Source organism: Erwinia sp. JUb26, assembly GCF_003751505.1.
Classification (GTDB): Bacteria; Pseudomonadota; Gammaproteobacteria; order Enterobacterales; family Enterobacteriaceae; genus Erwinia.
Genome location: NZ_RJVB01000001.1, coordinates 160,262 through 174,061, shown reverse-complemented (window position 1 = coordinate 174,061; position 13,800 = coordinate 160,262). Strand labels below are relative to the sequence as shown.

Below are 13,800 nucleotides of genomic sequence, written 5' to 3'. Positions count from 1 at the left end.
GGTTTGTCCGTACCTTCCCTGTACCCAGAGATAAAACCTGGTAGTGCTTGCACTTGCAACACCACACTAAAAGTCAACGGAGTTATACATGTCAAGACGTCTCAGAAGAACCAAGATTGTAACCACACTGGGGCCTGCCACCGATCGCGATAATAACCTTGAAAAAATCATCGCAGCAGGCGCCAATGTCGTTCGTCTGAACTTCTCACATGGCACAGCGGAAGACCATCAGAAACGCGCCGACAACGTTCGCGTGATTGCCGCTAAACTGGGCCGCCATGTTGCCATTCTGGGTGACCTCCAGGGGCCGAAAATCCGCGTTTCCACCTTTAAAGAAGGCAAAGTCTTCCTGAATATCGGGGAACGCTTCCTGCTGGATGCCAGCCTGGGCAAAGGCGAAGGCGATAAAGAGAAAGTCGGTATCGATTATAAAGGCCTGCCCGCTGACGTGGTGCCCGGCGATATCCTGCTGCTGGACGACGGCCGCGTACAGCTAAAAGTGCTGGAAGTTCAGGGGATGAAGGTCTTCACCGAGGTGACCGTCGGTGGCCCACTCTCCAACAACAAAGGTATTAACAAACTGGGCGGCGGCCTGTCAGCCGAAGCGCTGACCGAAAAAGATAAAGCCGACATCCTGACCGCCGCGAAGATCGGCGTGGACTATCTGGCCGTTTCCTTCCCTCGCTGTGGCGAAGATTTGAACTACGCACGCCGTCTGGCGCGCGAGGCGGGCTGTGAGGCGAAGATCGTCTCTAAAGTTGAGCGTGCTGAAGCGGTTGCCACTCAGGAAGCTATGGATGACATCATCCTCGCCTCCGACGTGGTGATGGTTGCCCGCGGCGATCTGGGCGTTGAGATTGGCGATCCGGAACTGGTCGGTATTCAGAAAGCGCTGATCAGCCGCGCGCGTCAGCTGAACCGTTCAGTGATCACCGCCACCCAGATGATGGAATCAATGATCACCAACCCGATGCCGACCCGTGCAGAGGTGATGGACGTGGCCAACGCCGTACTGGACGGTACCGATGCAGTGATGCTGTCAGCGGAAACTGCAGCGGGCCAGTACCCGGCTGAAACCGTGTCGGCGATGGCTAAAGTGTGCCTGGGCGCGGAGAAAGTCCCGAGTATCAACGTCTCCAAACACCGTCTGGAAGTGCAGTTCGATAACATCGAAGAAGCGATTGCGATGTCCGCAATGTACGCGGCTAACCACCTGCAGGGCGTCACGGCGATCATCACCATGACCGAGTCTGGTCGTACCGCGCTGATGACCTCGCGCATTACCTCCGGCCTGCCAATCTTTGCGATGTCCCGCCATGAAAGCACCCTGAATCTGACCGCTCTTTATCGCGGTGTGACTCCGGTGTTCTTCGACAGCCACAACGACGGCGTGGCGGCCGCGCACGATGCGATCAATCTGCTGCGTGAGAAAGGCTTCCTGGTCTCCGGTGACCTGGTTATCGTCACCCAGGGCGATGTGATGAGCACCACCGGCACCACCAACACCAGCCGGGTGCTGCGCGTCGACTAATCTCACTCGCCGCTGACGAATGAGAAGGGCCAGGCAACTGGCCCTTTTTTATTGCCAGTGTAATGTGTAGTTCTTCTTAAAATGAGATAGATTAGCGGCCCCGCTCAGGCGGCGTTCGCCTTTACACTTTACTGGAAGGAGCCGGAATGGCGTCATTTACTCCTCTGTCACGCCTTACCCCGCGACATTTGATTTTTCCTCTGTCGCTGGTGCTGTTTGAGTTCGCAACCTATATCGCTCACGACATGATCCAGCCGGGTATGCTGCTGGTTACCGAAGAATTTGGTGTCGGCCCCGAATGGGTTTCTGCTTCGTTAACCGCCTATCTGATCGGCGGCATTATGCTGCAGTGGCTGCTCGGCCCGCTGTCGGACAAGCTGGGCCGCCGCCCGGTGATCCTTGGCGGCGTCGCGTTCTTTATGCTGACCTGTATGGCCACCCACTGGGTGCAGAGCATTGAGCAGTTTGTGCTGTTGCGCTTCCTGCAGGGCACCAGCCTGTGCTTTATCGGTGCGGTGGGCTATGCCGCCATTCAGGAAGCCTTTGATGAAGCGCTAAGCGTGAAAATGATGGCGCTGATGGCTAACGTCGCCCTGCTGGCTCCCCTGGCTGGCCCGTTGGCGGGTGCGGCATTTCTGGAGTTCAGCGACTGGCGCACCATGTTCTGGCTGTTTGGCGCGCTGACGGCGATCTCGCTGGTGGGCTTATGGCTGACCATGCCGGAGACCTCCGGCAATCCTCAGATGTCACTGTCTTTGCCGTCGCTGGCGAAGGGGTATACGGCGCTGGTCAAAGACCGTCAGGTGATGAGCGGCTCGCTGGCTATCGGCCTGGTGACTATTCCCTGCCTGGCCTGGGTTGCACTGTCGCCTGTGATCCTGATCCATGATGAGGGACTGACGCGGATGGACTACGCGCTGCTGCAGCTGCCGGTATTTGTCGCCATGATTATCGGCAACCTGACGCTGGGCAAACTGGCGTCCCGCCTGCCAATCGATAAACCGCTGCGGCTGGGTGCCTGGCCTATTCTGCTGGGGTTAACCATTTCCACCGTCGCCACGCTGATCGACAATCACAGCTATCTGTGGCTGACCGCCGGTCTGAGCATTTATGGATTCGGCACCGGGCTGGTCAATGCCGGTTTATACCGCCTGACGCTGTTTTCCAACGATTCGGGTAAAGGCAGCGTGGCGGCGATGCTCGGCATGGTCAGTATTCTGGTGTTCGCGCTGGGGATTGAGCTGGCAAAATTTGCCTATTTCAGCGACGGGGCGCGGGCGTTCAGTCTGGTGAATCTGGCCTGCGGCGTGGTCTGGTTCCTGCTGGTGCGGGCCTTCCTGCGCGAGTGGCAGCGACGTTCCACATTAACCGCCCTCTGATTCGTCAGGATCCAACGACGGCCAGATGCCGACAGCCGCGCCGGATGGCACATTAAAAAAGCCGTAATCCCTGAAGGATTACGGCTTTTTCTGCCGATTGCAGCCTGTCGTCAGCATCGCTCAGAACGCTATTTCTTCGGATAGAGTTCCTGGCGATCGTAAGGTTCGATCTCACCCGGCTTGCGGGTTTTCAGCAGTTTCAGGATCCAAGTGTACTGTTCCGGATTCGGGCGAACAAAGATTTCCACCTCCTCATTCATCCGCCGCGCCAGCGTCACATCGTCCGCATCTAGCAGATCGTCCATGGGGGGACGCAGATGAATGGTCAGACTGTGGGTTTTGCTGTCGTAAACCGGGAACAGCGGCACCACTTTCGCGCGGCAAACCTTCATCAGGCGCCCAACGGCGGGCAGCGTGGCTTTATACGTGGCAAAGAAATCGACGAACTCGCTGTGCTCCGCGCCGTGGTCCTGATCGGGCAGGTAGTAGCCCCAGTATCCCTGCCGCACCGAGCTGATAAACGGCTTAATGCCGTCATTTCGCGCGTGCATCCGGCCACCAAAACGGCGACGCACGCGGTTCCAGACGTAGTCCATCACCGGGTTACGCTGGTTGTGGAACATCGCGGCCATCTTCTGCCCTTCCGAAGCCAGCACCATCGCCGGGATATCCACCGCCCAGCCGTGTGGAACCAGGAAGATCACATTTTGCTGCGCGTCACGAAGCTGGTCGATCAGCTCGCGGCCCTGCCAGTGAACGCGCGGTTGAACCTTGTGCGGGCGCAAAGCCAGTTCCGCCATCATCACCATCGACTGCGGTGCAGTTGCGAACATCTCATCTATCATTTTTTCCCGCTCCGCCTCCGGTACCTCCGGCAGGCAGTACAGCAGGTTGATCTGCGCACGACGGCGCGCGCTGCGGGCCAGTTTACCGGCCATGCGGCCTAGCGAACCGAGCACCGGGTCGCGTAAACGAGGGGGAACCAAAGCAATTGCAGCAAAGGCGCCTACCGCCAGCCAGCTGCCCCAGTAGCGAGGGTGTAAAAAGGATTTCTTAAAAACGGGAATAAATTCAACGTGACTTTTTTTTATGTTTTCCATGCACTGGCCTCTACAATAACGGGCTAATGATAGTGCTGGCAGGTAATTTTGCAATGCATTACCCTGGAAAATTCCGGTAAACGACCAGTAATCAAGCCGATTTACCCGAGCTGCCTGCTACCCATCAATAAAAAAGCCGACGGATATACGGCTCCATCGGCTCTTTAAACTGCGGCTGCGTTTTACTTAAACTGCAGCTGCGGCACCACGTCGCGAACCTGAGCCAGATAGTCGCTACGCTCTTTACCGGCCAGGCCTTCCATCCGCGGCAGCTTGGCCGTTAATGGGTTAACCGCCTGATTGTTGATCCAGATTTCATAATGCAGGTGAGGGCCCGTTGAGCGACCGGTGCTGCCGGAAAGCGCAATGCGATCGCCGCGTTTCACTTTCTGACCCGGTTTCACCAGCAGTTTTTTCAGGTGCATATAGCGGGTCATGTACTGGCGACCGTGGCGGATCGCCACGTAGTTACCGGCACCGCCACTGCGTTTGGAGACGATCACTTCACCGTCACCCACCGCCAGCACCGGGGTTCCCACCGGGATAGCGAAGTCGACGCCTTTGTGCGGTGCCACGCGCCCGGTCACCGGATTCAGGCGGCGCGGGTTGAAGTTGGACGACACGCGATACTGCTTAACGGTTGGGAAGCGCATAAAGCCGCGCGCCAGTCCGGAACCGCTGCGGTCATAAAACTTACCATCCTCGGCGCGGATGGCGAAATAATCTTTGTCGCCGCTGCGCATACGTACGCCCAACAGCTGGCTCTGTTCGCTTTTGCCGTCCAGCATTTCGCGGGACATCAGCACGGAGAAGCGGTCACCTTTACGCAGCTTGCGGAAGTCCATCTGCCACTGGAGTGACTTGATCACCGCGCTGATTTCCGCGCTGGTCAGCCCAGCTGCTTTAGCGCTGGTCACGAAACTGCCGTTGACTTCGCCGCTCAGCACGTTGTTTTTCCATTCTCCTTTCTGCATTTCAGCAGAAGATTTGAAACCGTCGCCGGCGCGGTCGTAGGTGCGGGTTTCACGACGGGAAACTTCCCACGTCAGGCGCTGGAGCTGTCCATCGTCGGTCAGCGTCCACGACAGCTGCTGGCCAATTTGCAGGTTACGCAGCTCTTTATCACTTTTCACCAGTTGGGTGATGTCCGACATATCAATGCCGTACTGATTGAGGACGCTGCTGAGGGTATCGCCGGTGGAGACCACGTAATCATGCGTTCCGGCTTCATCCGGCACGTCCTGATCGATCTCATCTTTTGGCGTGTCATCGTCCGGCGAAGGGGTGTCCTGGTCGATTGGCTCGCTGGCTTCGGGAAGCAGCGTGCGCAGTTCGCTCTTATCCAGTTCGATCGTTTTAACAATCGGGCTTTCACTGCCGGGATGATAGACGTAAGGCCGCCAGACGGTGACGGCCAGTGTAACGACGGTAAGTGACCCCAGCATGATGCGGTGAGGTCGGGGTAAGTTGTTGAACGCCATGGCGACAGCGCGGGCTATCTGCTGCAATTAAGTCTTCCTCTATTCTCCTTTCAGGCAGCTCGTATACTGGCTGGACAGCTGTGAGAGGAATTTCACATAGCTGTCTCGTGCTGGAGTGATGTCAGTACCAAGAGGATCGAGTGTACCTGAACGCACGCTGGTTCCTCTGGCTACCGCATCTATCACGGCTGGCCTGAACTGTGGTTCAGCAAAGACGCATGTGGCCTTCTGCTCAACCAACTGTGTTCGTATTTGATGTAAACGCTGTGCGCCGGGTTGGATCTCAGGATTGACGGTAAAATGACCCAATGGAGTCAGTCCGTAGTGTTTTTCAAAGTAAGTGTAAGCATCGTGAAAAACGAAATATCCTTTCCCTTTAACCGGGGCCAGCTGATTACCAATTTTCGCATCGACAACCGCCAATTCTGACTCGAAATGCTGCAGGTTGGCGTCTAATTTGTCCTTGCTTTGCGGCATAAGTTCCAATAATTTTGCGTGAATTGCAACCGCAGTTTTCTTAGCAATCTCCGGCGACATCCACAGGTGCATGTTGTACTCGCCGTGATGGTGGTGATCGTGGTCATCCGCCTCGCCGTGAGCATGGTCTTCATGCTCCTCTTCTTCCTCTTCCCCGCCCTTCAACAGCAGCGCATGCACGCCGTCAATGCGGTCCATTTCCAGGTTCTTTTGCGGCGGTAATCCGGCGGCCATTTTAGCCATAAATGCTTCCATTTCAGGGCCAACCCAAACCACTAAATCCGCGCCCTGTAAGCGTTTTACATCCGATGGACGTAATGCATAATCATGCTCGGATGCACCATCCGGTAGCAGAATTTCGACAGGTGTGACACCATCTGCGATGGCGGACGCGATAAAGCCCACCGGCTTAACGGAAGCCACAACGGCGGCCTGGGCGGGCAAAGCCAGAGTCGCGGCAACGCTAAGGCCTGCGAAGGCTGAAAAGAGACGTAACTTTTTGTGTAACATAATGATTCAATCCATCGTGATAAGCTGATGGGTTGTGATATTATAACATTATAAAACTTCTGCAACCGTAATCGACATGTCATCTTTGATCTCCCTTGAAAATGTAGCAGTGAACTTTGGTCAACGTCGGGTGCTTTCCGACGTGTCGCTGAAGCTGGAACCCGGGCGCATTCTGACCCTGCTGGGCCCGAACGGCGCCGGCAAGTCTACGCTGGTGCGAGTGGTGCTGGGCCTGATTGCCCCCACCTCCGGCTCGGTCAACAAACCTGCGGGATTACGCATCGGCTACGTGCCGCAAAAAATCCATCTTGATGTCACGCTGCCGCTGACGGTCGATCGCTTTATGCGCCTGCGTCCCGGTGTAAAGCGTGAGGATATTTTGCCCGCGTTAAAACGCGTTCAGGCTTCACATCTGCTGACCTATCCGCTGCAGAAGCTTTCGGGTGGTGAAACCCAGCGCGTGCTGCTGGCGCGGGCGCTGCTGAATCAGCCGCAGCTGCTGGTGCTGGATGAACCGACTCAGGGCGTGGACGTTAACGGCCAGGTGGCGCTATACGATTTGATCGACCAGCTGCGCCGCGAGCTCAACTGCGGCGTGCTGATGGTTTCCCACGATCTGCATCTGGTGATGGCGAAGACCGATGAAGTGCTGTGCCTGAATCATCACATCTGCTGCTCCGGCACGCCCGAAGCCGTCTCGCAACACCCGGAATTTATTTCTATGTTTGGCCCGCGTGGCGCTGAACAGCTGGCGATTTATCGCCATCACCATAACCATCGTCACGACTTAAAGGGACGAATCATTTTACGTAAGGGACCCGGTCGTCATGATTGAACTGTTGTTACCCGGCTGGCTGGCGGGGATTTTACTGGCGCTGGCGGCCGGACCGCTGGGCTCGTTTGTGGTCTGGCGACGCATGTCTTACTTTGGCGATACGCTGGCCCACGCGTCACTGCTCGGCGTGGCTTTTGGCCTGCTGCTTAACGTCAGCCCGTTTTATGCGGTAATTGCGGTGACGTTAATCCTGTCACTGGCGCTGGTCTGGCTGGAACGGCGGCCGCATCTGGCGATTGATACCCTGCTTGGCATTATGGCGCACAGCGCGCTGTCGCTCGGCATGGTGGTCGTCAGCCTGATGTCCGACGTGCGGGTGGATCTGATGGCCTATCTGTTCGGTGACCTGCTGGCGGTGACGCCTGCCGATTTATGGACGATCGCCGTCGGCGTGGCGGTTGTGCTGATTGTGCTGGCCTGGCAGTGGCGCGCCCTGCTGTCGATGACTATCAGCCCGGAAATGGCACAGGTGGATGGCGTCAATATTCAGCGCAGCAAGCTTGTCCTGATGCTGGTCACCGCGCTGACTATCGGCGTGGCAATGAAGTTTGTCGGGGCGCTGATTATCACCTCGCTGCTGATCATTCCTGCCGCCACCGCGCGCCGTTTCGCCCGTTCGCCGGAGCAGATGGCGGCGTTTGCTATCGTGGTGGGGATGCTGGCGGTCACCGCCGGGCTGACCTTCTCGGCGTTTTACGATACGCCTGCCGGCCCGTCGGTGGTACTGGGCGCAGCGGCAATGTTTATCCTGAGCATGGTGAAGAAACCGGCGGTCTGATTCTCCACCTGAAGCGCTGAACTGAAAGCTTAACGCCGTTCACTTAGCAAAAAAAAAGCAGCCCCCGAATGTCCGGCGTACGGTGACATTCGGGGGCTGCGATCGTTCTGCCACAGGCAAATCTGCCTCGGATACGTTTCTCAGACCGGGCGATCGATGCCGAAATGCTTATAGGCGTGCTGGGTGGCAATGCGGCCGCGCGGCGTGCGCTGAATGAAGCCCTGCTGGATCAGATACGGCTCCAGCACGTCCTCGATGGTTTCCCGCTCTTCGCCGATGGCGGCGGCCAGGTTATCCAGCCCAACCGGCCCCCCGGTAAACTTATCGATGATTGCCAGCAGCAGCTTGCGATCCATATAGTCAAAGCCTTCGCTGTCCACGCTCAGCATATCCAGCGCGCGGGAAGACACCTCGCCGCTCATCTCGCCTTCGGCTTTCACTTCGGCGAAGTCGCGCACGCGTCGCAGCAGACGGTTGGCAATACGCGGCGTGCCTCGTGCACGGCGGGCGATCTCCAGCGCACCCTCGGTGCTGAGCGGCAGCCCCAGACAGGCGGCACTGCGGCCAACGATGTGCTGCAGATCCTCAACGCGGTAAAACTCCAGACGCTGAACAATGCCGAAGCGGTCGCGCAGCGGTGAAGTCAGCGATCCGGCGCGGGTGGTGGCGCCGATCAGGGTAAACGGCGGCAGATCCAGCTTGATCGAACGCGCGGCCGGGCCCTCGCCAATCATAATATCCAGCTGATAATCTTCCATCGCCGGATACAGCACCTCTTCCACCACCGGAGACAGGCGGTGGATCTCATCGATAAACAGCACGTCATGAGGTTCGAGATTGGTGAGCATCGCGGCCAGATCGCCCGCCTTCTCCAGCACCGGGCCGGAGGTGGTGCGCAGGTTCACGCCCATCTCGTTAGCGACGATGTTGGCCAGCGTGGTTTTACCCAGCCCCGGTGGACCGAAGATCAGCAGGTGATCGAGCGCATCGCCGCGCATCTTCGCGGCCTTGATGAAGATTTCCATCTGCTCACGCACCACCGGCTGCCCAACATACTCTTCAAGCAGCTTGGGGCGGATAGCGCGGTCAATGACCTCTTCTTCGGTGATAACCCCGGCGGAGACCAGGCGATCGGCTTCAATCATGCTCTACCTCAAATTGCTGCGCGCAGCGCTTCGCGGATCAGGGTTTCGCAGTCAGCGTCAGGTTTGCCCACCTTGCTGACCATGCGGCTGGCTTCCTGAGGTTTATACCCCAGCGCCACCAGCGCGGCAACCGCCTCGCCTTCCGCATCGTTGACCGCCGCGTTCTGCACTTCGCTGGTCAGCGCAAACGGCGCATCGGTAGCGAACAGGTCGCCGTGCATGCCTTTGAAGCGGTCCTTCATCTCCACAACCAGACGCTCGGCGGTTTTCTTGCCGACGCCGGGCAGTTTCACCAGCGCGGCAATTTCTTCCCGCTCAACGGCGGTGACAAACTGCTGGGCAGACATGCCTGACAGAATAGCCAGTGCCAGTTTGGGTCCCACGCCGTTGACCTTAATCAGTTCACGAAACAGCGCGCGCTCCGGCTTACTGTTAAAGCCGAACAGCAGCTGGGCATCTTCACGCACCACAAACTGGGTAAAGATAATCGCTTCATGATTCAGTTCAGGAAGCTCGTAAAAACAGGTCATTGGCATTTGCACTTCATAGCCAACTCCGCTGGCTTCAATCAGCACCACAGGCGGCTGTTTTTCCAGAATGATGCCTCTCAGACGACCTATCACATTAGCTTCCTTCAGATAAGAAAAGTGGGGATGAGTACCGGGATGAATGTTATAGCATAAAAAAGGCTGGATGGATATCCAGCCTAGGAGCGCAGTCGACCGCGTGCCAGGGTGAGTTTCCCGGCTGAAATCCGCTCCACGCTCTGGCTCAGATGACAGTGGGTAATGGCGATGGCTAACGCATCGGCCGCATCCGCCTGCGGGTTGGCAGGCAGTTTCAGCAGCGTGCGCACCATGTGCTGCACCTGGCTTTTTTCGGCGCTGCCGATGCCAACGACGGTCTGTTTGACCTGGCGAGCGGCATATTCGAACACCGGCAGATCGTGATTGACGGCGGCAACAATAGCTACCCCACGCGCCTGGCCCAGCTTCAGCGCCGAGTCGGCATTTTTCGCCATAAACACCTGTTCAATGGCGAAAAAATCCGGCTGGAACTGGGTAATAATTTCACTTACACCGGCGTAAATCAGCTTGAGGCGCGGCGGCAGATCGGTGGAACTGGTACGAATACAGCCGCTGCCCAGATAGGTAATCTGCCGCCCAACCTGGCGAACCACACCATAACCCGTGATGCGCGAACCGGGATCGATACCCAGAATAACCGTCATATCGCGTTCCCCGGGTTGATGGTATTTTTACGATAACTCACAGCATACAGGATGCAGTGAGAAATCATAAGGTCGCCGCCACCTCATCAGAAATTTCACCATTGTGGTAAACTTCCTGCACGTCGTCACAGTCTTCCAGCATATCGATCAGGCGCAGCAGTTTCGGTGCGGTGTCCGCATCCATTTCGGCCATGGTCGATGGGATCATGCTGACTTCAGCGCCTTCCGCCTTCAGGCCGGTGGCGTCGAGGGCATCTTTCACCTGACCCAGCACTTCCCAGGCGGTGAAGACGTCAATTGCGCCGTCATCGTAGGTCACCACGTCGTCAGCACCGGCTTCCAGCGCCGCATCCAGGACCGCATCTTCTTCCAGGCCCGGCGCGTAAGAGATCACCCCTTTCTTGGTGAACAGATAGGCAACGGAGCCGTCGGTCCCCAGGTTACCGCCGGTTTTGGTGAAGGCGTGACGCACTTCAGAAACGGTACGGTTACGGTTGTCACTCAGGCACTCAACCATTACCGCGCTGCCGCCAGGACCGTAACCTTCATAAATGATGGTTTCCATGTTGCTGTCGTCATCGCCGCCCACGCCGCGTGCTATGGCACGGTTCATGGTGTCGCGCGTCATGTTGTTCGCCAGCGCTTTGTCCATCGCGGCGCGCAGACGCGGGTTAGAACCTGCATCACCACCACCCAGTTTGGCGGCAGTCACCAGTTCACGAATAATTTTGGTGAAAATTTTACCTCGCTTGGCATCCTGAGCAGCCTTACGGTGCTTGGTATTCGCCCATTTACTATGTCCTGCCATTTTACTCTTGTCTCCAAATTAACACCGCACAGGCTATCTTGCTGGCGATTTTCTCCCCCGGCAGTGCTCGCAATGCTCACGTACATCAGTACGCTCCGCTTTCTGCGCGCTGGCGGTGAAGAAACTCGCTGTGCCGATAACGCCTGAACGTTTGGTTAAGTTCAAAATATAAAAAAATTAGACTACAAATTCTTCAATCGCCTGGCGGTTACTCCAGGACTTGGTGAGCGCGGCAGCCTCGGCCGCATCCAGCCAGCGAAAGGCCAGATGCTCGCTCAACACAATATCTCTTTCGGTCGGCAGCGCGAGGGTAAACCAGTGTTCCCGGTTATGGGTGATACCCGGCGCGTAGCGGTGGCGGAAGTGCGCGAAGATTTCGAATTCTATATGACGCTGGCGGTCCACTAATGTGAACTGCCCGGCGTTAATATCAATTCCCGTCTCTTCCCACACTTCCCGCCGCGCGGTGTCTGCCAGGCTTTCGCCCGGATCCTGGCTGCCGGTGACCGACTGCCAGAAATCCATATCATCGCGCCGCTGCAGCATCAGCACCCGTCCGGTGTTCTGTGCATGAATCACCACCAGCACCGAAACCGGATGCTTGAATGCCATTATTCGCTCTCGGCCGGTTTTTCTTTCTTCACCACGTCGATGCCCAACTCGGCCAGTGATGCCGGGTTAGCGAAGCTTGGCGCTTCGGTCATCAGACAGGCCGCCGCGGTGGTTTTCGGGAAGGCGATAACGTCACGGATGTTTTCGGTACCGGTCAGCAGCATGGTCAGACGATCGAGGCCGAAAGCCAGACCGGCATGCGGCGGCGTACCGAACTTCAGCGCGTCCAGCAGGAAGCCAAACTTCTCGCGCTGTTCCTGCTCGGCAATGCCGAGAATGCCAAACACGGTCTGCTGCATCTGACCGATGTGGATACGCACGGAACCGCCGCCCACTTCATACCCGTTGATCACCATGTCGTAAGCGTTGGCGATGGCCGTTTCCGGAGCGGCTTTCAGCTCGTCCGGGGTCATCTCTTTCGGCGCGGTAAACGGATGGTGCATGGCGCTGAGGCCGCCCTCACCGTTCTCTTCGAACATCGGGAAGTCAACGACCCACAGTGGTTTCCACGCGGCTTCATCGGTAATTTTCAGGTCGCGGCCCAGCTTCAGACGCAGCGCACCCAGCGCATCGGTTACCACTTTGGCACTGTCGGCACCGAAGAAGATCATATCGCCGTCGGCGGCCTGAGTGCGATCGAGGATCGCTTCCACGATCTCAGCGGTCAGGAACTTGGCAACCGGGCTGGTAATGCCTTCCAGACCCTGCGCGCGTTCGTTGACCTTGAAATAGGCCAGGCCTTTTGCGCCGTAGATTTCAATAAACTTGCCGTACTCATCAATCTGCTTGCGGCTCAGCTGGGCACCACCCGGTACGCGCAGCGCGGCAACGCGACCTTTGGCATCGTTAGCCGGGCCGGAGAAGACTTTAAACTCCACGTCTTTCAGCAGGTCAGCAACGTCCACCAGTTCCATCGGGTTACGCAGGTCCGGCTTATCGGAACCGTAGCGGCGCATCGCTTCAGCGAAGGTCATCTGCGGGAAATCGCCCAGCTCAACGGACTTCACTTCCAGCCACATATCGCGCACCAGACGTTCCATAATTTCACGCACCTGCGGCGCGGTCATAAAGGAGGTTTCGACGTCGATCTGGGTGAATTCCGGCTGACGGTCCGCGCGCAGGTCTTCATCACGGAAGCATTTCACGATCTGGTAGTAACGGTCGAAGCCGGACATCATCAGCAGCTGCTTAAACAGCTGAGGCGACTGCGGCAGCGCGTAGAATTTGCCTTTGTGCACGCGGCTTGGCACCAGATAGTCACGCGCGCCTTCCGGCGTGGCCTTGGTCAGCATCGGCGTTTCAATATCAAGGAAGCCGTGATCGTCCATAAAGCGGCGAACGAAGCTGGTGATCTTCGCGCGGGTTTTCAGGCGGTTGGCCATATCCGGGCGACGCAGATCCAGGTAACGGTACTTCAGGCGCGCTTCTTCGCTGTTGACCTGGTTAGAGTCCAGCGGCAGCGGCTCGGAGCGGTTGATGATGGTCAGTTCGGTGGCGAAGACTTCGATCTCACCGGTGGCCATATCGCTGTTTTTGTTTTTTTCGTCACGCGCACGCACGGTGCCGGTGATTTGAATACAGAATTCATTACGCAGCTCGGATGCCTGACGGAACGCGTCCTGACGATCCGGATCGAAGAACACCTGCACGATGCCTTCACGGTCACGCATATCAATAAAGATCAGGCTGCCCAGATCGCGGCGGCGATTAACCCAGCCGCACAGTGTCACTTGCTGTCCTACATGAGACAGGTTGATCTGTCCACAATACTCAGTACGCATAACGATATCCTTTTAACTTCACCGCTGCGGGCGCAGCATTTTAAAGAAAACCCGGCCCGAAGGGGGCTGCTGCCGCGAAAAATGGCGGCCATTATAATGGAAAACGACGCACAGGATAAGTACTGTCGTGGG

General features: G+C 57.3%; 13 protein-coding genes. 4 read left to right on the top strand and 9 right to left on the bottom strand.

The window, feature by feature from the left end; translation table 11 throughout:
- The first annotated feature begins 88 nt into the window (after positions 1-88).
- Complete coding sequence (pyk, locus tag EC836_RS00795) at positions 89-1,531, top strand: pyruvate kinase (RefSeq protein WP_123329180.1); 1,443 nt, start codon at positions 89-91, stop codon at positions 1,529-1,531.
- 146 nt (positions 1,532-1,677) lie between these two features.
- Entirely contained in the window at positions 1,678-2,910 is a 1,233-nt protein-coding gene (locus EC836_RS00790; protein ID WP_123329178.1) for an MFS transporter, read from the top strand.
- Positions 2,911-3,038: 128 nt separating this feature from the next.
- Here EC836_RS00790 and lpxM read toward each other — a convergent pair whose 3' ends face one another.
- The 3 genes from lpxM to znuA form a co-directional block, all read right to left on the bottom strand.
- The gene (gene lpxM / locus EC836_RS00785; protein ID WP_123329176.1) at positions 3,039-4,010 is read right to left on the bottom strand and encodes a lauroyl-Kdo(2)-lipid IV(A) myristoyltransferase; all 972 of its coding nucleotides are present in this window, start codon (positions 4,008-4,010) and stop codon (positions 3,039-3,041) included.
- Positions 4,011-4,192: 182 nt separating this feature from the next.
- Positions 4,193-5,518, bottom strand: coding sequence for a murein DD-endopeptidase MepM (gene mepM, locus EC836_RS00780; RefSeq protein WP_123329174.1), 1,326 nt, complete (start codon positions 5,516-5,518; stop codon positions 4,193-4,195).
- Between the two features lie 12 nt (positions 5,519-5,530).
- Positions 5,531-6,478 (bottom strand): zinc ABC transporter substrate-binding protein ZnuA, encoded by a 948-nt coding sequence (gene znuA / locus EC836_RS00775; RefSeq protein WP_123329172.1) that lies wholly within the window; start codon positions 6,476-6,478, stop codon positions 5,531-5,533.
- A 76-nt stretch (positions 6,479-6,554) separates the two neighbouring features.
- Here znuA and znuC point away from each other — a divergent pair, with 76 nt between their 5' ends.
- Both znuC and znuB read left to right on the top strand, forming a co-directional pair.
- The gene (gene znuC / locus EC836_RS00770; RefSeq protein WP_123329170.1) at positions 6,555-7,313 is read left to right on the top strand and encodes a zinc ABC transporter ATP-binding protein ZnuC; all 759 of its coding nucleotides are present in this window, start codon (positions 6,555-6,557) and stop codon (positions 7,311-7,313) included.
- Positions 7,306-8,091 carry a zinc ABC transporter permease subunit ZnuB gene (gene znuB, locus EC836_RS00765; protein ID WP_123329169.1) on the top strand — a complete coding sequence of 262 codons (786 nt, stop codon included), beginning with the start codon at positions 7,306-7,308 and terminating at the stop codon, positions 8,089-8,091. The genes znuC and znuB overlap by 8 nt, the downstream gene beginning before the upstream one ends.
- 140 nt (positions 8,092-8,231) lie before the next feature.
- Here the strand turns inward: znuB and ruvB are convergent, their stop codons facing one another.
- The 6 genes from ruvB to aspS form a co-directional block, all read right to left on the bottom strand.
- Positions 8,232-9,236, bottom strand: coding sequence for a Holliday junction branch migration DNA helicase RuvB (gene ruvB, locus EC836_RS00760; RefSeq protein ID WP_123329167.1), 1,005 nt, complete (start codon positions 9,234-9,236; stop codon positions 8,232-8,234).
- 8 nt (positions 9,237-9,244) lie between these two features.
- Complete coding sequence (gene ruvA / locus EC836_RS00755; RefSeq protein WP_123329165.1) at positions 9,245-9,859, bottom strand: Holliday junction branch migration protein RuvA; 615 nt, start codon at positions 9,857-9,859, stop codon at positions 9,245-9,247.
- 83 nt (positions 9,860-9,942) lie between these two features.
- Complete coding sequence (gene ruvC, locus EC836_RS00750) at positions 9,943-10,467, bottom strand: crossover junction endodeoxyribonuclease RuvC (RefSeq protein WP_123329163.1); 525 nt, start codon at positions 10,465-10,467, stop codon at positions 9,943-9,945.
- A gap of 64 nt (positions 10,468-10,531) precedes the next feature.
- Positions 10,532-11,275: a YebC/PmpR family DNA-binding transcriptional regulator gene (locus EC836_RS00745; RefSeq protein WP_123329161.1), complete on the bottom strand. Its 744-nt coding sequence runs from the start codon at positions 11,273-11,275 to the stop codon at positions 10,532-10,534.
- A gap of 177 nt (positions 11,276-11,452) precedes the next feature.
- Positions 11,453-11,887 carry a dihydroneopterin triphosphate diphosphatase gene (nudB, locus tag EC836_RS00740; protein WP_123329159.1) on the bottom strand — a complete coding sequence of 145 codons (435 nt, stop codon included), beginning with the start codon at positions 11,885-11,887 and terminating at the stop codon, positions 11,453-11,455.
- Positions 11,887-13,668 (bottom strand): aspartate--tRNA ligase, encoded by a 1,782-nt coding sequence (gene aspS, locus EC836_RS00735; protein WP_123329157.1) that lies wholly within the window; start codon positions 13,666-13,668, stop codon positions 11,887-11,889. Before aspS ends, nudB begins: the two co-directional genes overlap by 1 nt.
- Positions 13,669-13,800 lie beyond the last annotated feature (132 nt).